This is a genomic window from Stakelama marina (genome assembly GCF_018122655.1).
In the GTDB taxonomy this organism is placed as follows: domain Bacteria; phylum Pseudomonadota; class Alphaproteobacteria; order Sphingomonadales; family Sphingomonadaceae; genus Sphingomonas; species Sphingomonas marina.
Genome location: NZ_JAGRQC010000003.1, coordinates 242,144 through 260,463, shown reverse-complemented (window position 1 = coordinate 260,463; position 18,320 = coordinate 242,144). Strand labels below are relative to the sequence as shown.

The window sequence follows — 18,320 nt, the reverse complement described above, 5'->3', positions numbered from 1 at the left end:
AGCATCGATGCCGGTTGACCAGGGGCCGGACGCGACAGGGGGCGCATCCGACGACATCGCCGCGCTGGCCAAGGGGGGGCGAACCAATGTGTTCGGCTTCATCCTGCGGCTCGCGGCGCGGCTGCCGTTTCTCTTCATCGCCGGGCGCGTATACGGGCCCGACCTTGTCGGACGCTTCGCGCTTGCCGTGGTCGTCGTCGAACTGGCGGCGCTGGTCGCGACGCTTGGGCTGAAGCGCGGTCTGGCGCAGGCGCTGTCCAACACCGACCGCCCGCACGTCCATGTCGTGTGGGACGCGATGGCGGTCGCCTTCATCGTCTCGATGATCGCCAGCGCGGTACTGATCGCCTTTCCCGAGGCGATGTATCCCAACAGCCCGATCATGGGTTTCGACCGGTTTCTGCCGTGCATCATCGTCGCTATCGCCTGGTCGGACGTCAGCCTGGCCGCGCTCGCCTATCGCCACAATGTGAAGGCGACAGTGACCGCGCGCGCCGTGGTCGAGCCGTGGACGATCAGCATCGGCGCCTGGGTCTTCGCCTTCGTCTCGCACCGCGACGGGCTGATGTATTCGTACATGCTGTCGATGCTGGCGGCGATGATCGCATCGGTGATCCCGTTCGTGCGCAGCTATGGCCTGCCGCACGGATGGACGCCGCGGCTGGGGCGGATCTTTTCGCTGGCGCGGCAGAATGTGCCGCTGGCCGGCGCCGACGCGATCGAATGGGGCACGCGCAACGTCGACCGGTTCATCCTCGGCCTGCTGTTCGCGCCGTCGATCGTCGGCATCTATTACATGGCGCAGCAGGTCGCGTCGCTGCCGCAAAAGCTGAAAACCAGCTTCGAGCCGATCATGGGGCCGGTCATCACCACCAGCCTTGCCAACAAGGACTATCCGGCGATCGCCAACCAGGTGCGGCAGGTCGGTTTCTGGATCATGGCGGCGCAGGCCGGAATGGCACTGATGGGGTCGATCCCCGGCGAAGGCGTGATGGGCGTGGTCGGCCCGCAATTCGTCGCCGGCACCGCCGCGCTGGGGTTTCTGCTATGGGCGGAGGTGCTCGCCTCTACCGGGACGGTGTGCGAATCGGCGCTCGTCTATATGGCGCGGCACCGCAACCTGATGATCTCGCTTCTGATGATGGGGTTCCAGGTCGCGCTGAGCTTTGCGTTCGTGTTCGCGATGCGCAGGCTGGGCTGGCCGATCAATTTCCAGGCGGCGGGCCCGGCGGTCGCGCTGATGGTGTCGGTGGCGCTGACGTCGGCGATCAAGGCATGGGTGCTGCGGCGCATGCTCGGCGAGCCGGTGACCGGCTGGCGCTGGCCGATGGTGTGGGCCGCCGGGGTCGCGATCATCGTCGGCACCGCGGCGACCAAGGGCCCCGAATGGGCCGAGCTGATCGTCGGCATCCCGGCGATCCTTATCAGCTATCTCTATGTGCTGTGGCGCTTCGCCTTTGGCCCGGAGGACCGCAAGCTGTTCGCGAAGATGCCCAAGGCCGACGAAGAACCGACGTTGCCGGTCGAAGGTTCGGCGGCGCGCTAGCCACGGCTCCAGCGCGCCTTCCGCGCTCACCCTGAGCGCGGAACGGGTGGTCCGGCTTAGTGGCGGAAGTGGCGCATTCCGGTAAAGACCATCGCCAGCCCAGCCTCGTCGGCGGCGGCGATCACCTCGTCGTCGCGGATCGAGCCGCCGGGCTGGATGACGACGCTGGCACCCGCCTCGACCGCGGTCATCAGCCCGTCGGCGAAGGGGAAGAAGGCGTCGGAGGCTACCGCCGACCCGATCGTACGCGGTTCGGCCCAGCCGGCCTTTTCGGCGGCGTCCTTCGCCTTCCACGCGGCGATGCGCGCCGATTCGACCCGGCTCATCTGCCCCGCGCCGATTCCTGCGGTGCTGCCGCCCTTGGCATAGACGATCGCGTTCGACTTGACGTGCTTGGCGACCGTCCAGGCGAAGCGGCAATCGGCGAGTTCCTGCGGCGTCGGCTGGCGCCTGGTCACGACCTTCAGATCGCCGTCGATCAGCGCCGCATCGCGCGACTGGACGAGCATCCCGCCCGCGATCGAGCGCAGCGCGAGGCCGGGGCGCGCGGGATCGGCAAGCTCGCCGGTGAGCAGCAGGCGCAGATTCTTCTTCTTCGCGAAAATCTCGCGCACCTCGTCATCGGCGTCGGGCGCGGCGACGACTTCAGTGAAGATTTCGGTGATCGCGGCAGCAGTTTCGGCGTCGAGCGGGCGGTTGGTCGCCACGATGCCGCCGAACGCCGAAACGCTGTCGCAGGCAAGTGCTGCGCGATAGGCGTCGATCAGCGTGTCGGCAGTGGCGACGCCGCACGGATTGGCATGCTTGACGATGACGACGGTCGGCGGCGCATCGCGAAACTCGGCGACGAGTTCGAGCGCGGCATCGGCGTCGTTGTAATTATTGTAGCTGAGCGCCTTGCCCTGAAGCTGCTCGGCCTGCGCGATGCCGCGCGTCGACGGTCCCTTGGGCAGGTAAAGCGCGGCCGACTGGTGTGGGTTCTCGCCATAGCGAAGCTCGTCGCCAAGCGTGAAGGCGAGCGGCAACGTCTTGGGGAAGCGCTCGCCCTGATCGGCAAAGGCAAACCACTGCGCGATCGCCGAATCATAGGCAGCGGTGGCGGCATAGGCCTTGGCGGCAAATCGTTTGCGCGTATCGAGGCCGGTGCCGCCGTCATTGGTTTCCATCTCGGCGATCAGCGCATCGTAATCGGCGGGATCGGTGACGATCGCGACCGAGGCGTGGTTCTTCGCCGCCGAACGCACCATCGACGGGCCGCCGATATCGATATTCTCGATGATCTCGTCGCGCGCGGCACCCTTCGCGACGGTCGCTTCGAACGGGTAGAGATTGACGACGACAAGGTCGATCGCGCCGATGCCGTGTTCGTCCATCGAGGCGACATGCGCCTCATTATCGCGCACCGCGAGCAGGCCGCCATGGACCACCGGATGCAGCGTCTTGACGCGCCCATCCATCATCTCGGGAAAACCGGTGAGATCGGAGATGTCGCGCACCTCCAGGCCGGCATCGCGCAACGCCTTGGCGGTGCCGCCGGTCGAGACGAGTTCGACGCCGTGGCGCGCGAGCGCCGCGCCGAGTTCGGTGATTCCGCTCTTGTCGGAAACGGACAGGAGCGCGCGGCGGATGGGGATGGTCGTCATGGGCGGTCCTTTTTCGCAAACACCGCCGCGGCGCAACCCCTATCGGTCAGCGCGCGCGGCGAAACAGCCAAGTGACGCTCGCACCGCCGGCGGGGGTCTCCCCCGTCAGGACGAGCTGCTTGGTCAGCCTGGGCCGACCGCTGCCGTCGATCCACAGACTGTCGTCGATGTCGAGCGCGGCGCCCTTCGCCCGGAACTGCCACACCGCACCGCCGGGCAGGCGCAGGAACGCCGCCAGCCCGTCCGCGGTGGGCGATACCTCCACCGACGGACCGAGGTGGAAACGGATCGCGAAGGGCGAATCGGTCTTGCGGCGCCGCTTTCCGGCGGGGACGAGCGAATCCTCGCCGCGCAGATCGCGACCGTCGGCGGCGAGCGCCATATGCCGGCGATGGATAAAGCCGTAGCGGCGGACATAGCCGTCATGGCTCGCCTCGATTCGCGCGACGCCGCCATCTTCGCTGCGGCTCAGCTCGATCTCTCCGACACCGCGCCCCAACGTGCCGTCGTCGTGGATCGCGGTCGAATTGCTGTCGTCGAGTACGAGCGTCGAATGCGCGGCGGTCGTCCGCAGACCTTCGGCGAGCTTGCGCGGGACCGAGGAATGCACCGCGCGCGCGCCGCCGCAATTGACGATCAGCCGCCGGTCGCCATCGGACATTTCGAACGCCAGCGTCGATGCGCAGCCGCCTTCGACCACGCGCGCGACAGGCGGTGGCGCTGCATCGAGGATCAGCACTGAGCTGCCCGCCGAAAGCCGTTGATAGCCCCAGTCACGCGCCTGTTTGAGCGGACGCGTTCGCACCCCGGTCGCCTCGACCGTCTGCGCGATCACTTCGGCCGGAATCGGCCCGCTGCCCTGCCAACTCGACGTGCCGCCATCGCCGTGACACACGCCGAGCAGCGCAGCCACCGCGCGCTTCAGCGCATCCTCGACCACAGCGGGCGGATCGAGCCGCCGCGCGCCATAGGTCTGGCACAGCATCGTCAGCAGCACCACGGCATCGCGCTGACGCTCGGGCGAGCGACCCAGGGTGCCGCCATCTTCCGAAATCGATACCGAAAGTGCGCGTTCCAGCCCGGCCTCGCCAAAGGCGCGGCGCGGATCGCCGCCCGGAATCATCAGCCCCGACGCGACGACGCCGCACCAGGCGGCAAGCCGCGGCACACCCGCCGGCACCTTGTCGGCGGTACGATCGAGATGGCGCGCGCCGCGGGCAAGCGCGTGGAGCACGTTCGAGCGATAGACGAGATCGGCCGACGACAGGATCAGCGGCGCATGCGCCACCCAGTACAGGATGCGCCATCCAGCAAGATCGGGACGCCAGGCGGGGTCGGCGACCTGATCGCCATGCGCGGCGACCCATTGCCGCATGATCGCCTCGGCAATCGGCGCGGCGGTGGCGCGCGTCGCGACCGATGACAGGTCGCGCAGCCAGGCGAAGCTGTGGAGATATTCGGCAAACGCCGCCGAATAGGTCGGCTTGTCGAGATCGAGTCCCGACAGGTTGCGCGTTTCGCCGCGATAGCGCAGCATCCCGTCGAGCAGCGCCTGACCGCGCTCGACATCGCCGAAGAACGGGTCTTCGGCCACTGCGATCAGCTTGAGCGGATGGCGGCCGCGCAGGCGGAAGCGGTGGATCGGGCTGCGCCAGGCGAGCCGCTGCAACCGCTCGCTGAAACGCTCGGCCAGCGACAGTCCCTTGTCACCGCCGACGCGGACGAGCCGCTTGCCCTCCTCGATCCCGTCGCGTTCGTGATCGTCGGGTGGCAATGCGTTCACCGCGCGCCCCGCAGCGTCGCGATATTTTCCGCATATTTGTCCGGCCCGCCGCGAAAGGTCGCGGTCCCCGCCACCAGCGCATCGGCGCCCGCCGCGATGGCTAGCGGCGCGGTTTCGGCGTCGATTCCGCCATCGACCTCCAGATCGATCTCGCGTCCCGAAGCGTCGATCCGCGCGCGCAGCGCCGCAATCTTGTCGAGCTGGCTGGTAATGAATTTTTGCCCGCCGAACCCCGGATTGACGCTCATCACCAGCACCAGATCGACAAGGTCGAGGACGGTATCGACCACCTCGACCGGCGTTGCCGGGTTGAGCACGACCCCGGCGCGCTTGCCGAGCGCCTTGATCGACTGGAGCGTACGGTGGAGATGCGGGCCGCTTTCGGGGTGTACCGAAATGCAGTCGGCACCCGCTTCGGCAAATGCCTGGATGAAGGGATCGACCGGCGCGATCATCAGATGAACGTCGAACGGCTTGTCAGAATGCGCACGGAGCGCCTTCACCACACCGGGTCCGATCGTGATGTTGGGCACGAAATGGCCGTCCATCACATCGACATGGATCCAGTCGGCGCCCGCCGCGTCGATGGCGCGCACTTCCTCACCCAGCCGGGCGAAATCGGCGGAAAGGATGGACGGTGCGATACGGACGGGCTGCTGCATGGCCCCCATGTAGCATGCACCGAATCGCCCGCAAGAACGATCAGGCCGTCCGCATCAGCCGGACCATGAAGAATCCGTCGAGCCCGCCTTCATCGGCGAGCATGTCGGGCAGCGTGCGCAACCATCCGCCGGGCGCGGCATAGACGCCATCGGGCAGTTCGTCGGGCAGCACCGGATCGACCGCGAAGTCGCCGTGCCGATCGAGAAAGCCGGCAAGCTGGTCCTCGCCCTCTTCGCGCTCCATCGAGCAGGTCGCATAGACCAGCAAGCCACCCGGACGTACCCAGCGCGCCGCACGGTCGAACAATTTCGCCTGAAGCTGTGCCGCCTCCGCGATGATTGCCGGGCGGACGCGGTGGAGCACGTCGGGATGGCGGCGGAAAATGCCGGTCGCGCTGCACGGCGCGTCGAGCAAAACGAGATCGGCGGCGGCGTCGGGTTCCCATTCGAGCAGATCGGCGGCAACGATCTGCGCGCCGAGCCCGGTGCGTTCGAGATTTTCACGAAGTCGCGCGAGACGACTTTCCGAGATATCGACCGCGGTGACATCCCACCCGCTTGCTGCGAGTTGCAGCGTCTTGCCCCCCGGCGCGGCGCACAGATCGAGCGCATGGCCACTGCCCCCGCCGCCCAGCCGGGCAGGCAGCGACGCGGCGATGTCCTGTACCCACCACGCGCCTTCGGCGAAGCCTTCGGTCGCGGGAACGGGCGTCCCGGCGGGAAGGCGGACATGCCCGGGAAGCAGGCTTTCGCCGTGGAGCCGCTTCTCCCAGTCTTCGGTTTCCTCGGCGCGAGCCAGCGTGAGGTCGATCGGCGGTGGCGCGGAGATTGCTCGCTGTGCGGCATCCACCACATGGTCGCCCCATTGCCCGCGCCAGCGATCGGCGACGGCGGGCGGCAGTTGCGGCGCTTCGGGCAATCGGGCTTCGCCGCGCATCAGCGTGCCGAAGACGCCGTGAACGAGGCGCCGCGGGCCGCCATCGACGAGCGGCAGCGCGGTGGCGATCGCCGCGTGCGGGGCAATGTTCATGGCAAGCGCCTGGACGAGCGCGATGCGCAGCACGAAGCGCGCCTTGGCATCGTCGGGAAGGCGCTGGCGCGTCGCCGAATCGATGGCCGCGTCGAGATCGGCGAGCCGGCGCAGCGCCTCGGCCGCGATGGCATGGGCGAGCGCACGATCCTCGCGCTTGTCGAGCCCGGCCGCGGCCTGATCGAGCGCGGCTTCGAGCGCCAGCCCGCGGCGCAGCACCGCATCAAGCAGCCGCAGCGCGGCACGGCGCGCGGGCAGCCCGGCCTGCTCGGGCGCGAGCCGGGGGCGGCGCGATGCGCGGTTGGGGCGCTGTGGACGCGCTGGTTTCACTTGCAAGCCTTCCCTGGGCCACCGATGTCGGTAGCACGACGCCACCGATCAATCGCGAAGGAGTGCCCGATGGGACGCCGTCCGCCGCATGTCAAACCGCCAGCGCATCTTTCGAAGAGCCCGCCGGTGCCCAAGCCGCAGCCGACCGAGCGCGATCCCGAGCAGGACCCGCTGGGCCGCGATCCGACGCGCTATGGCGACTGGGAAAAAAAGGGCGTCGCGATCGACTTCTGAAGCTTCGCGGAACGAACCGCCCTCCATGCGCGTCATCTGCCGGTGATTTCGGCAAAACAATCGCGGCTCGCGCGCCGTATTGCGATCGGCGTGGTCGCCGTGGTGGTGCTCGCGCTTCTGGCGCTCGCCATGTTTCCCTGGGGTGCGCTCGACGGACTGGTCCGCGACCGGCTGTCCGAGCGATTCAGGACTCGCGTCGCGCTCGATTCGGTCGAGCGGATCGGCTGGTTCGGCTTTCATCCCACCGTGCGTATACGCGGCCTGCGCGTCGCCCAGCCGCGCTGGGCGGGCACGGGCGACATGATCCGCGTCGAACAGGCCGATCTGCGCTTTGCCGCACTGCCGCTTCTCACCGGCAGCTTCGACCCCGAGGCGCTGTCGCTGAGCGGCGCGAAACTCGCGCTGGTGCGCGACGGCGATGGCCGAAAAAACTGGGAGGCGCAAAGCAGCAGCGGCGGCGGATCGGGAAATGGTATCGAGTCGCTTAGCATCGCCGACAGCTTCCTGACCTATAGCGATGCGAAACAGGACCGATCGTTCGCGCTGAGGCTACGCGCCGATGATTCGGGCGTGTTCGCGACCGGCAAGGGCCATGTCCGGGACGCGCCGGTCGATGTGTCGGCAAAGGGCGCACCGGTGACGCGCGATGCACGCTGGCCGTTCACCGTCGCGATCGACGGTTCGGCACTGTCGATGACGATCGACGGCGCAATGGACCATCCGCTCGACACCGGTCACATGAATGCGGAGATCGACGCGAAGGCGGCCAATCTGCGCTATGTCGACGCGATCATCGAGGCGGGACTGTTCGGCACGCAGCCGGTCAACCTGTCGGCGCGCGCGGACCATGACGGCGATATCTGGAAGATCATCGGCCTGACCGGCACGATCGGCAGGTCTCGGCTGAGCGAAGGCCATGCCACCATCGTCAAGGACAACGGTCGATCGCGGATCGACGGCGCGCTCGATTTCGCGACGCTGGACTTCAACGACCTCGCCTCAGATGCCGGGCTGGCAAAGGCCGCGGCACAGCACGCGCGAACGGGACCGCGAATCCTGCCCGACACCCGTATCGACCTGAAAAGCGTGAGCGATGTCGATGGCTCGCTCGACATCCGCGTGGCGAAGCTGTTGTTCGACGACAAGACTCCCTTTACCGCGCTGTCGGGCACGCTGGTGCTCGACCATTCGCGACTGCACATCTCGCCGGTCGTCGCGAATCTCATCAGGGGCACGCTGTCGGGACCGGTCGTCATCGACCAGCGCGACCGCAAGGCACCGCAACTGAGCGTCGATCTGACGCTCAAGGACTCGACGATCGCCACCTTCGGCGGCGCAGGCGATTTCGATGCGCCGCTATCGGGCTATGCCAAGCTGACGGGATCGGGCGAGACGATCCGCGCCGCGCTCGGCCGTTCGACGGGCACCGTCGCGCTGGTATCGAGTTCGGGCGTGCTTCCGGCAAAGCTCGCATCGTTCATCGGGCTCGATGTCGGGCGCGGCGTCTTCGCCGACAAGGACAAACAGGCGCGGCTGCGCTGCCTGGGGATGCGGCTTGACGTCAAAAACGGCCTCGGCACCTTCGATCCGCTGCTGATCGACACGTCACGGTCGCAGACGCGCGTGGTCGGCGGCATCCGCCTGTCCGACGAACAGATCCGCGCCGCGCTCTACGGCGCGCCGAAAAAGGACAGCATCCTGCGGCTGAAAAAGCCGATCACCGTCAGCGGTACGATCCGGTCGCCCAAAGCCCATGCTCCCGAGGGCGCGAAAAGCGTCGGTAACATTCTGGGCATGCTCGGCGATGCGATCACCGGCAATCAGCGGCCGCTGGCCGACAATGTCGATTGTGCGGCATTACGCGGCAAGGTGCTCGCGCGCTGACCGGCCGGTTACACGCCCTCGGCGCGCAGGGGGCGGTTGAGCAGCGCATCGATCACCGGGCGGACCTGCGCGCCTTCGAGCAGCGCACAAACCGCCTGGGTGATCGGCATGTCGACGCCCGCTTCGCTTGCCGCCTCGCGCAGCACGGGCGCGGTCGCGGCCCCTTCGGCCACGGTACGGCGATCCTCGAGCAGTTCGCGCGCGGGCTTGCCCTCGCCCAGTCCGACGCCGAGCGAGAAATTACGCGAGCTGGTCGAGGTGCAGGTAAGCACGAGATCGCCGAGCCCCGATAGCCCGCCCAGCGTTTCGACGCGCGCGCCCCTTGCCAGGCCGAAACGCGTCATTTCGGCAAAGCCGCGCGCGATCATCGCCGCGCGCGCATTCTGCCCCAGCCCCGCGCCATCGACCACGCCGCAGGCGATGGCGAGCACATTTTTCACCGCACCGCCGATCTCGGCACCGGCGACATCGCCCGTCGCATAGGGGCGGAAGGTCGGCTGGGCGATCCGTTCGGCCAGATCGCGCGCGAGTTCTTCGTCCGCCGACGCCAGCGTGACTGCGGTGGGAAGCCCGGCGGCGACCTCGTGCGCGAAGGTCGGGCCGGACAGAACCGCGATCGGGGACGAGGCCATCACCTCATGCGCGACCTCGTGCAGCAGCTTGAGGCTGCCCGCCTCGATCCCCTTCGAACACAGGATCAGCGGGCGGCCATTGTCGGGCAGTCCTTCCAGAACGGTGCGCATATGCTGCGCAGGCGTGACGACGAGGATCGCGTCGGTTTCGCCGACCCAGCCAAGCTCGCCGGTCGCGGTGATGCGTTCCGAAAGCGGGCAATCGGGCAGGAACAGCGTGTTGCGATGGACCGAGTTGATGACGCTGACGACTTCCTTCTCGCGCGCCCAGAGGCGGACGTCGTTGCCGCCGCTCGCCATTACCTGCGCGAGTGCCGTGCCCCATGCGCCGCCTCCGATCACGCCGATCTTCATGCCTTAACCCCTGCTCCTCTTACCTTTTCCGCGGTCTCGTCGAGCGGCCAGCGCGCGCGCGCCGCGATATCGAGCGGATCGGTGAGACCGGCCGAAAAGCGCTCGGCGCCCGCCCAGCCGATCATCGCCGCATTGTCGGTGCACAGCCACAGCGGCGGCGCGACGAAGCGCATGCCGGCGTCACCCGCCAGCCCTTCAAGCGCATGACGCACCGATTGGTTCGCCGCGACGCCGCCCGCGACGACGAGTGCGGTGACACCCTCCGCCTGAGCAAGCGCCCGCTTGGTGCGGTCGATCAGGCAATCGACGACCGCCTGCTGGAACGACGCGGCGATATCCTCGGGCGCATGCGTGCCGGCATCGCGCGCGCGCAGCACCGCGCTTTTCAGTCCGGCAAAGGAGAAATGCGGCTCGGCAGACCCGACCAGCGGGCGCGGCAGCGGCACCGCCTTCGGATCGCCCTTCGTCGCCGCGCGCTCGACCGCCGGGCCGCCGGGAAAGCCAAGCCCGAGCAGCTTCGCGGTCTTGTCGAACGCCTCTCCCGCCGCATCGTCGATCGTGGTCGCCAGCCTGCGATAGTCGCCGACACCGCGCACCAGCAACAACTGGCAATGCCCACCCGAGACGAGCAGCAACAGATAGGGAAATTCGAGTTCGGGATCGGCGAGCCGCGGGCTCAGCGCATGGCCTTCGAGGTGATTGACCGCAACGAGCGGCTTTCCCGTCGCCAGCGCGAGCGCCTTTCCCGTCACCAGACCGACCATCACCCCGCCGATCAGCCCCGGCCCGGCGGTCGCGGCGATGGCATCGACATCGGCGAGTGTGGCACCCGCCTCGGCAAGCGCCGCTTCGACCAGCGGGCCGAGGATCTCGACGTGCGCGCGCGCGGCAATTTCGGGAACCACGCCGCCATAGGGCGCGTGCTCGGCCTCCTGCCCGGCAAGCTTGTGCGCCAGGATAGTGCGATCGTCGCGCACGAGCGCCGCCGCGGTTTCGTCACAACTCGATTCAAGACCCAGGATCAGCGCCATGGCTTTCCTCTAACCCTCAGCGGCTGTAGCACAAGGCCATGCCAGCTTTTCGTATCGGAACCCGCGGTTCGCCGCTCGCGCTCATCCAGGCGAATATGGTGCGCGACGCACTGGTCGCCACACATGGGTGGGAGGCGGACGCCGTCGAGATCGTCATCGTGCGCACCACCGGCGACCGCGTGCAGGACCGCGCGCTGGCCGAGATCGGCGGCAAGGCGCTGTGGACCAAGGAACTCGACCGGGCGCTGCTCGCCGGCGAGATCGACTGCGCGGTGCATTCGATGAAGGATGTCGAGACGATTCGTCCCGCGGCCATCGCTATCGCGGCGATCCTCGAGCGCGAAACGACGTGTGACCGGATCATCGGCGCGGAATCGGTGGCTGCGCTGCGCGAAGGCGCCGTTGTCGGCACCAGCTCGCCGCGCCGTTCGGCACAGCTCCGCAAGCTGCGGCCCGACCTGACAATCGTGCTGTTTCGCGGCAATGTCGATACGCGGCTGGCCAAGCTTGCCGCCGGAGAGGCCGATGCGACCCTGCTCGCCGCGGCGGGGCTGGTGCGGCTGGGGCGGCATGACGTCGGCACCACGATTCCACCCGAAGAACTGCTGCCCGCCCCGGCACAGGGCGCGGTCGGCGTGGAGGCGCGCGCCGACGACGAACGCACCCGTTCGCTGCTCGCGCCGCTCAACCACCGCGACACCGATATCTGCGTGAGGACCGAGCGCGCCTTTCTCGCGGAGCTGGGCGCGGACTGCCAATCGCCCGTCGCCGCACTCGCGACAATCGCCGGCCCGTCGCTGCTGCTGCGTGCCGAATTGCTGGCGATCGATGGCAGCGCGCATGTCGCCGGGAACGCCGCCGCCGCGCCGGGCGATCCCGATATCGCGCCGTCGCTGGCCCGCGACCTGCTAGCCGAAGCGCCCGAATCGATCCGCTCGCTGTTCGCGGGCGCATGAGCCGCCCGGTCGCCGTGTTGCGGCCCGAACCGGGCAATGCGGCAACTGCCGGACGGCTGAGGGCGGTCGGAATCGAACCGATATGCCTCCCGCTGTTCGCCGTGCGGCCGCTGCCATGGTCGCTGCCCCATGGCGCGCATGACGCGCTGATCCTGACCAGCGCGAATGCCGTCCGCCAGGCGGGCGACCAGCTGACTTCGCTTGCATCGCTGCCGGTCTATGCGGTCGGGCCACAGACGGCAGAGGCGGCGCATGCCGCGGGGCTGCGCGTTGCCCATACCGGCGACGGCGATGGCGAAGCGCTGTGCCGCGCCGCTTCGGACCAGGGGGTATCCGCCGCTCTCCACCTGTGCGGTCGCGAGCACCGGCTGAGGGTCGGCGGCCCCATCCGCACGGTCGTTCCGGTCTATGCCAGCGATGCCACCGCGCTAGCCGGGCACGCGGCCGCGCAATTGAACGGGTCGGTCGCGATGGTGCATTCGGCCCGCGCCGGACGCCGGCTGGCCGAGGTGGCGGACCGGTTCGAGATCGATCGCAGCGGCATCGTGATTGCGGCGATCAGCGAGCGCGCGGCAACAGCGGCCGGATCGGGATGGGCGGCTGTCGAGACCGCGAATCGCCCCGATGACGATCACCTCGTGGCGCTCGCGCGGCGTCTCGCCGATTGACCGCGCGGACGGGCGCGAAGATAAGGGCCGCATGACCACCGACAGCGACGCGTTCCGGACCGGGCCGACGCGTAACCCGACCATGCGGACGATCGCCATCACCGGCGCCATCGCGTTCCTCATCGGATTGGCCGTGATGGCGGCCGCGATCGCGATGTTCGGCGACCGCTGGCTCGATGCCGCGCCTCGCCGCGCCGCGCCGGTCGAAAAGGCGGCAGAGACCACGCCGCCCGATCAGGGCGAAGACCTGAACACGTCGGGGCTCGAAAGGCTTGCGGCGCGCGAAGCCGCGCTCGACCAGCGGATCGAGGCGCTGGAGAGCCGGCTGTCGAATGTCGACAGCAGCAGCCGCGTCGCATCGACCTTCGCCAACCGCGCCGAAGGGCTGATGGTCGCCTTTGCCGCGCGCCGTGCGCTCGATCGCGGTTTGCCGCTGGGGTATATCGAAGGACAGTTGCGCGAACGCTTCGGCAGCGTCCGGCCGCGCGCCGTCGCGACCGTGATCAGCGCCGCGCGCACGCCAACGACGCTGGAGGATCTGCGCCTGGCGCTCGACCGTATTTCGCCGCGGCTGACCGCTGCCAGCCCCGATGCGGGTTGGTGGGACGCTCTGCGCAGCGAAATCGGCACGCTGGTCGTGATCCGCAAGGACACGACACCCAGCCCGCGCCCCGAGGAACGGCTGCGCCGCGCGAGCCGGATGCTCGATGCCGGTCAGGTCGAAGGTGCGCTGGCCGAGGTGGCGCGCATGCCCGGCGCGGACCAGGCCGACAGTTGGATGAAGGCGGCGCGGCGCTATATCAATGCCAGACGAGCGCTCGACGCGATCGAGACCACCGCGATCGAAGGCGGCGGGGTGCAGCCCCAGCCCAAGGTTACGCAGCCCTCCGACGCCGGTGACGCCGTGACGTCAGGGCCGCCGGCACCGCCCGCGACCGTCGATGGACAACAACAACAGACCAATTGAGGAAACTGGAAAATGGCAGGCATGGGCCGGTTCGACTGGCAGGACCCTTTCGCGCTCGACGCGCAGCTGACCGATGAGGAACGCATGGTGCGCGATACCGCGCATGGCTATGCGCGCGGAAAATTGCTGCCGCGCGTGCAGGACGCCTATCTGAAAGAGAATTTCGACCGCGACATCATGTCCGAAATGGGCGAGCTCGGCCTGCTCGGCGCGACGATCTCTGCCGAATATGGCGGCGCGGGGCTCGGCTATGTCAGCTACGGCCTGATCGCGCGCGAGGTCGAGGCGGTCGATTCAGGCTATCGCAGCGCGATGAGCGTGCAGTCGAGCCTCGTGATGCACCCGATCAACGCTTACGGTACCGAAGAGCAGAAGCAGAAATATCTGCCCAGGCTCGCGACCGGCGAATGGGTCGGCTGTTTCGGCCTGACCGAACCCGATGCCGGTTCCGACCCCGGCGGGATGAAGACGCGCGCGAAGAAGATCGATGGCGGCTATTCGCTGTCGGGATCGAAGATGTGGATCACCAACTCGCCGATCGCCGACGTGTTCGTTGTCTGGGCGAAATCGGACGCGCATGACGGCAAGATCAAGGGCTTCGTGCTCGAAAAGGGCATGAAGGGCCTGTCCGCGCCGAAGATCGAGGGCAAGCTGAGCCTCCGCGCGTCGATCACCGGCGAGATCGTCATGGACGAGGTCGAGGTCGGCGAGGATGCGCTGCTGCCGAATGTCGAGGGGCTGAAAGGCCCGTTCGGTTGCCTCAACCGCGCGCGTTACGGCATCGCCTGGGGCAGCATGGGCGCGGCAGAATTCTGCATGCAGGCGGCGCGGCAATATACGCTCGACCGGCAGCAGTTCGGCGTGCCGCTCGCGTCGAAACAGCTCGTCCAGCTCAAGCTCGCCAATATGGAGACCGAGATCGCGCTGGGACTGCAGGCCTGTCTTCGTGCGGGACGGATGTTCGACGAGGGCACGCTCGCCCCCGAGGCGATCAGCATCATCAAGCGCAACAATTGCGGCAAGGCGCTCGATATCGCCCGCACCGCGCGCGACATGCACGGCGGCAACGGGATTTCGGGCGAGTTCCACGTGATCCGCCACGCGATCAACCTCGAGACGGTCAACACCTATGAGGGCACGCACGACGTCCACGGCCTGATCCTCGGCCGCGCGATCACCGGCATCGCGGCGTTTTAGAGGCCGGCGATGAGCGTCGCCTTTCGCCGCGAGAGCGATGACGAGCACAAGGAGCCCGAATTCGAGCTCCCGATCCCGGTCGGCCCCAATCTGGTCACCGAGCGCGGGCTGACGCTGATCGCCGAAAAGATGGCCGAGCTGAAAGCAGCCATCGCCGCCGAAACCGACGAGGAAGTGCGCAAGAAACTGCATCGGACACTACGCTACTGGTCGATTCAACATGCGACCGCACAGGTCCCCCCGCCGCCCGACGATGGCAGCGCCGGCATCGGTTCACAGGTGACCATCCGGCAAGGCGGCAAGACCCGCGATTTCCGAATCGTCGGGCATGACGAGGCCGACCCCGGGGCCGGGCTGCTCGCCTTTACCGCTCCGCTGTCGCGCGCGGTGATGGGAGCAGGCGCCGGCGAACTGGTCGCGTTCGGCGGCAAGGAAGGTGCCATCGAAATCGTCGCGGTGCGGCCGTGAAGCCCCTCGCAGGCATCAAGGTCGTCGAACTCGCACGCATCCTTGCCGGGCCGTGGTGCGGGCAGCTGCTCGCCGATCTGGGTGCCGAGGTGATCAAGATCGAGCGACCCGGCGCGGGCGACGACACGCGGCACTGGGGCCCGCCCTTCCTGCACGACAAGGCGGGGCACAATCTCGACGCCGCCTATTTCCATTCGGCCAATCGCGGCAAGCAGAGCCGTGCGATCGACATCACCACGCCCGCGGGGCAGCAGGCGGTGCGCGACCTCGTCGCCGATGCCGATATCGTCATCGAGAATTACAAGGTCGGCGGACTGAAGAAATACGGGCTCGACCATGACAGCCTGCTGGCGGTCAACCCGACGCTCATCACCTGCTCGATCACCGGATTCGGCCAGACCGGTCCCTATGCCCACCGCGCCGGATACGATTTCATCATCCAGGGCATGGGTGGGATCATGAGCCTGACCGGCGAGCCCGACGGCGCACCGCAAAAGGCCGGGATCGCCTATGCCGACATCTTCACCGGCGTATATTCGGCGGTCGCGATCCTCGCCGCGTTGCGCCGGCGCGATGTCGAGGGCGGAGCTGCGCATATCGACATGGCGCTGCTCGATTCGCAGGTCGCGGTGCTTGCCAATCAGGCGCTCAACTGGATGGCGAGCGGCACCGTGCCACACCGGATGGGCAACGGCCACGCCAACCTCGCGCCCTATCAGGCATTTTCGGCGAGCGACGGCGAGCTGATCATCGCGGTCGGCAACGATTCGCAGTTCCGCAAGCTTTGCGCGGTGCTCGGCCTCGACCTCGCCGAGGATGAGCGCTTCGCCACCAATCCCGCGCGCGTCGCCAACCGCGCGGCGCTGATCCCGCGGCTCGAAGCCGCGATCGCGCCGCTCAGAAAGGCCGACCTCGCCGCCGCGCTCGAGGCCGAGGGCATCCCCTCTGGCCCGATCAACACCGTCGAGGAAGTGTTCCACGACCCGCAGGTGATTGCGCGCGGGATGCAGGTCGCACCCGGCGGCCTGCCCGGCGTCGCCAGCCCGATCGTCATCGACGGCGAACGCATGGTCGCCGACACGCCCAGCCCGCCGCGCCCGGCGAACGACCACTGACGCCTTAGAAGCCGCTCAGGAAGCTCGCGACGTTGTGGCCGAGCGCGTCGATCGCATAGCCGCCTTCCATCACGATCACCGTCGGCCAGTCGCACGCGGCGATGTCGGCTGCCAGCACGGCATAATCGCCGGTTTTGAGCGCAAAGTTCGAGATCGGGTCGCCGTCCCAGGTATCGGCGCCGAAGCTGACGACGAGCAGGCCGGGGCCGAACGCGGCAATCGCCTCGAGCGCCTGCACCTGTGCGGCGCGGAACGGTTCGAGCTTGGTGCCGTGCGGCAGCGGCCAGTTGCGCGTCGTGCCCCGCCCTTGGCCTGCGCCCACTTCGTCGGCATGGCCCCAGTAGAAGGGATAATCGGTCGCCGGATCGGCGTGGAGCGAGGCGTAGAATATGTCGCCGCGCTCGTAGAAGATGTCCTGCGTGCCGTTGCCGTGATGATAGTCGATGTCGAGGATCGCGACACGCTCGACACCGGCATCGCGGGCGCGCTGGGCGGCGATCGCGGCAACGTTCAGATAACAATAGCCGCCGCAATAGTCGCGCCCGGCATGGTGACCCGGCGGACGGCACAGCGCGAAGGCTGCCGGATCGCCGCCCAGCACGGCCTGCGTCGCAGACAGCGCGGTCTGCGCATTGGCATAGGCCGCGCCCCAGCTTTCCGCCGTGATCGGGGTCGTCGCGTCGAAGCTGTAGCGCCCCATGAGCCCGTCAATCCGCGCCAGGTCGAGCGGGCGGCGCCCGACCACCGGCCAGACATAGGGAATCGCGTCGCCCGGCCGCCTGCCAGCGGTCGAAGGCGGTCTTGAGGAAATCGACATAGCCGGCGTCGTGGACGGCGAGGATCGGCGCTTCGCCGTGATCCGCCGGGAGTTCGGTCGCGCCGACCGCACTCGCAATCGCCTCGGCGCGCTCGGCGGCTTCGCTATATGCAACCAACGCGCCGTTATGGAGCTCGGACGCGGGCCGGTGGCGGAGCTGCGCGGGATCGAAGAAACGGCGCATTTTGCTCAGCCCAAGCGTTTCAGAAGCGCCTGAGCGGCCGCGGGCGCCTTTTCCTTGAAGCCGTTGATCATGAACACGAACGTGTCGCGCGGCTTCACCTCCTGCCCATTATCACCGAAGGTCGGCAGGCCACGCGGCTGGTGCCCCTCGGCCCAGCTTTCCGCCTTTTTCGTCCAATCGTCGAGCGCCGAGGGCGCGTAGCCGGCCTCGTACCGTTCCTCGGCATTTTCGAGCCGGGCATAGACGAAGTCGCCGGTAACGTCGGCGATGGCGGGATAGTCGGCCGAATCGGCATAGACAATCGCGACGCCTGCCTCGCGGCACATCGCGACGAAGTCGGGTGTGTGGAAACTGTCGTTTCGCACCTGGACGGCGTGGCGGAGCTTCAACCCGTCATGGCTGGCGGGGAGCAGCTTCAGGAACGCGCCAAAATCTTGCCGATCGAACTTCTTGGTCGCCATGAACTGCCACAGGATCGGGCCGAGCTTGTCGCCGAGTTCGGAAATGCCCTGATTGAGGAAGGTTTCGATCGACTCGCCCGCATCGGCCAGCACCTTGCGGTTGGTGACGTAGCGCGACGCCTTCACCGCGAAGACGAAGTCGTCCGGCACGACTTTGGCCCAGTTGGCGAAGCTTTCGGGCTTTTGCAGCCGGTGATAGGTCGCGTTGATCTCGATCGCGGTGACCGCGCGACTGGCATATTCCAGCTCGCGCTTCTGGACGAGATCGTCCGGATAGAAGGTCCCGCGCCATGGCGGGTATGTCCAGCCGCCGATGCCGACGCGTATCCTGCCCTTGCTCATGACTGCGTGATAGCGC

Annotated in this window: 18 protein-coding genes; 9 read left to right on the top strand and 9 right to left on the bottom strand. The window is 67.8% G+C overall.

Annotated features, from left to right (window positions below):
• Positions 1-7: 7 nt before the first annotated feature.
• Positions 8-1,546, top strand: a complete 1,539-nt coding sequence (locus J7S20_RS11045) for a lipopolysaccharide biosynthesis protein (protein ID WP_284054282.1) — start codon at positions 8-10, stop codon at positions 1,544-1,546.
• 56 nt (positions 1,547-1,602) lie between these two features.
• Here J7S20_RS11045 and purH read toward each other — a convergent pair whose 3' ends face one another.
• From purH to J7S20_RS11025, 4 genes are read right to left on the bottom strand one after another with little or no spacing between them, the layout of a single operon-like run.
• Positions 1,603-3,189 (bottom strand): bifunctional phosphoribosylaminoimidazolecarboxamide formyltransferase/IMP cyclohydrolase, encoded by a 1,587-nt coding sequence (gene purH / locus J7S20_RS11040; protein ID WP_284054281.1) that lies wholly within the window; start codon positions 3,187-3,189, stop codon positions 1,603-1,605.
• A gap of 46 nt (positions 3,190-3,235) precedes the next feature.
• On the bottom strand, positions 3,236-4,972 hold the full coding sequence (locus J7S20_RS11035) for a heparinase II/III family protein (RefSeq protein ID WP_284054280.1): 1,737 nt from the start codon (positions 4,970-4,972) through the stop codon (positions 3,236-3,238).
• Entirely contained in the window at positions 4,969-5,634 is a 666-nt protein-coding gene (gene rpe, locus J7S20_RS11030) for a ribulose-phosphate 3-epimerase (RefSeq protein WP_284054279.1), read from the bottom strand. The genes J7S20_RS11035 and rpe overlap by 4 nt, the downstream gene beginning before the upstream one ends.
• A gap of 40 nt (positions 5,635-5,674) precedes the next feature.
• Positions 5,675-6,994 carry an RsmB/NOP family class I SAM-dependent RNA methyltransferase gene (locus tag J7S20_RS11025; RefSeq protein ID WP_430980937.1) on the bottom strand — a complete coding sequence of 440 codons (1,320 nt, stop codon included), beginning with the start codon at positions 6,992-6,994 and terminating at the stop codon, positions 5,675-5,677.
• Positions 6,995-7,063: 69 nt separating this feature from the next.
• Between J7S20_RS11025 and J7S20_RS11020 the strand changes: the two genes are divergently transcribed.
• Complete coding sequence (locus J7S20_RS11020; RefSeq protein ID WP_284054278.1) at positions 7,064-7,228, top strand: DUF1674 domain-containing protein; 165 nt, start codon at positions 7,064-7,066, stop codon at positions 7,226-7,228.
• A 42-nt stretch (positions 7,229-7,270) separates the two neighbouring features.
• Complete coding sequence (locus J7S20_RS11015) at positions 7,271-9,112, top strand: AsmA family protein (RefSeq protein ID WP_284054277.1); 1,842 nt, start codon at positions 7,271-7,273, stop codon at positions 9,110-9,112.
• An 8-nt stretch (positions 9,113-9,120) separates the two neighbouring features.
• On the opposite strand, the gene J7S20_RS11010 is transcribed toward J7S20_RS11015, so the two are convergent.
• A complete protein-coding gene (locus J7S20_RS11010) occupies positions 9,121-10,098 on the bottom strand; it encodes an NAD(P)H-dependent glycerol-3-phosphate dehydrogenase (protein WP_284054276.1) in 978 nt (325 codons plus the stop codon).
• Positions 10,095-11,129: a tRNA (adenosine(37)-N6)-threonylcarbamoyltransferase complex transferase subunit TsaD gene (gene tsaD / locus J7S20_RS11005; RefSeq protein WP_284054275.1), complete on the bottom strand. Its 1,035-nt coding sequence runs from the start codon at positions 11,127-11,129 to the stop codon at positions 10,095-10,097. Before tsaD ends, J7S20_RS11010 begins: the two co-directional genes overlap by 4 nt.
• Positions 11,130-11,167: 38 nt before the next feature.
• Between tsaD and hemC the strand changes: the two genes are divergently transcribed.
• The 6 genes from hemC to J7S20_RS10975 are packed head-to-tail and all read left to right on the top strand — an operon-like array spanning position 11,168 to position 16,500.
• Entirely contained in the window at positions 11,168-12,085 is a 918-nt protein-coding gene (gene hemC / locus J7S20_RS11000; RefSeq protein ID WP_284054274.1) for a hydroxymethylbilane synthase, read from the top strand.
• Entirely contained in the window at positions 12,082-12,753 is a 672-nt protein-coding gene (locus J7S20_RS10995) for a uroporphyrinogen-III synthase (protein ID WP_284054273.1), read from the top strand. The genes hemC and J7S20_RS10995 overlap by 4 nt, the downstream gene beginning before the upstream one ends.
• 31 nt (positions 12,754-12,784) lie before the next feature.
• A complete protein-coding gene (locus J7S20_RS10990; RefSeq protein WP_284054272.1) occupies positions 12,785-13,720 on the top strand; it encodes a hypothetical protein in 936 nt (311 codons plus the stop codon).
• Between the two features lie 12 nt (positions 13,721-13,732).
• Positions 13,733-14,917: an acyl-CoA dehydrogenase gene (locus tag J7S20_RS10985; protein WP_284054271.1), complete on the top strand. Its 1,185-nt coding sequence runs from the start codon at positions 13,733-13,735 to the stop codon at positions 14,915-14,917.
• A 9-nt stretch (positions 14,918-14,926) separates the two neighbouring features.
• Positions 14,927-15,385, top strand: coding sequence for a GreA/GreB family elongation factor (locus J7S20_RS10980; RefSeq protein ID WP_284054270.1), 459 nt, complete (start codon positions 14,927-14,929; stop codon positions 15,383-15,385).
• Positions 15,382-16,500, top strand: a complete 1,119-nt coding sequence (locus J7S20_RS10975) for a CaiB/BaiF CoA transferase family protein (RefSeq protein ID WP_284054269.1) — start codon at positions 15,382-15,384, stop codon at positions 16,498-16,500. The genes J7S20_RS10980 and J7S20_RS10975 overlap by 4 nt, the downstream gene beginning before the upstream one ends.
• A gap of 4 nt (positions 16,501-16,504) precedes the next feature.
• Here the strand turns inward: J7S20_RS10975 and J7S20_RS10970 are convergent, their stop codons facing one another.
• From J7S20_RS10970 to J7S20_RS10965, 3 genes are read right to left on the bottom strand one after another with little or no spacing between them, the layout of a single operon-like run.
• The gene (locus J7S20_RS10970; protein ID WP_347709233.1) at positions 16,505-17,200 is read right to left on the bottom strand and encodes a histone deacetylase family protein; all 696 of its coding nucleotides are present in this window, start codon (positions 17,198-17,200) and stop codon (positions 16,505-16,507) included.
• 7 nt (positions 17,201-17,207) lie between these two features.
• Positions 17,208-17,501 carry an arginase family protein gene (locus J7S20_RS16300; protein ID WP_347709232.1) on the bottom strand — a complete coding sequence of 98 codons (294 nt, stop codon included), beginning with the start codon at positions 17,499-17,501 and terminating at the stop codon, positions 17,208-17,210.
• A gap of 5 nt (positions 17,502-17,506) precedes the next feature.
• Entirely contained in the window at positions 17,507-18,304 is a 798-nt protein-coding gene (locus J7S20_RS10965; protein WP_284054268.1) for a DUF72 domain-containing protein, read from the bottom strand.
• Positions 18,305-18,320 lie beyond the last annotated feature (16 nt).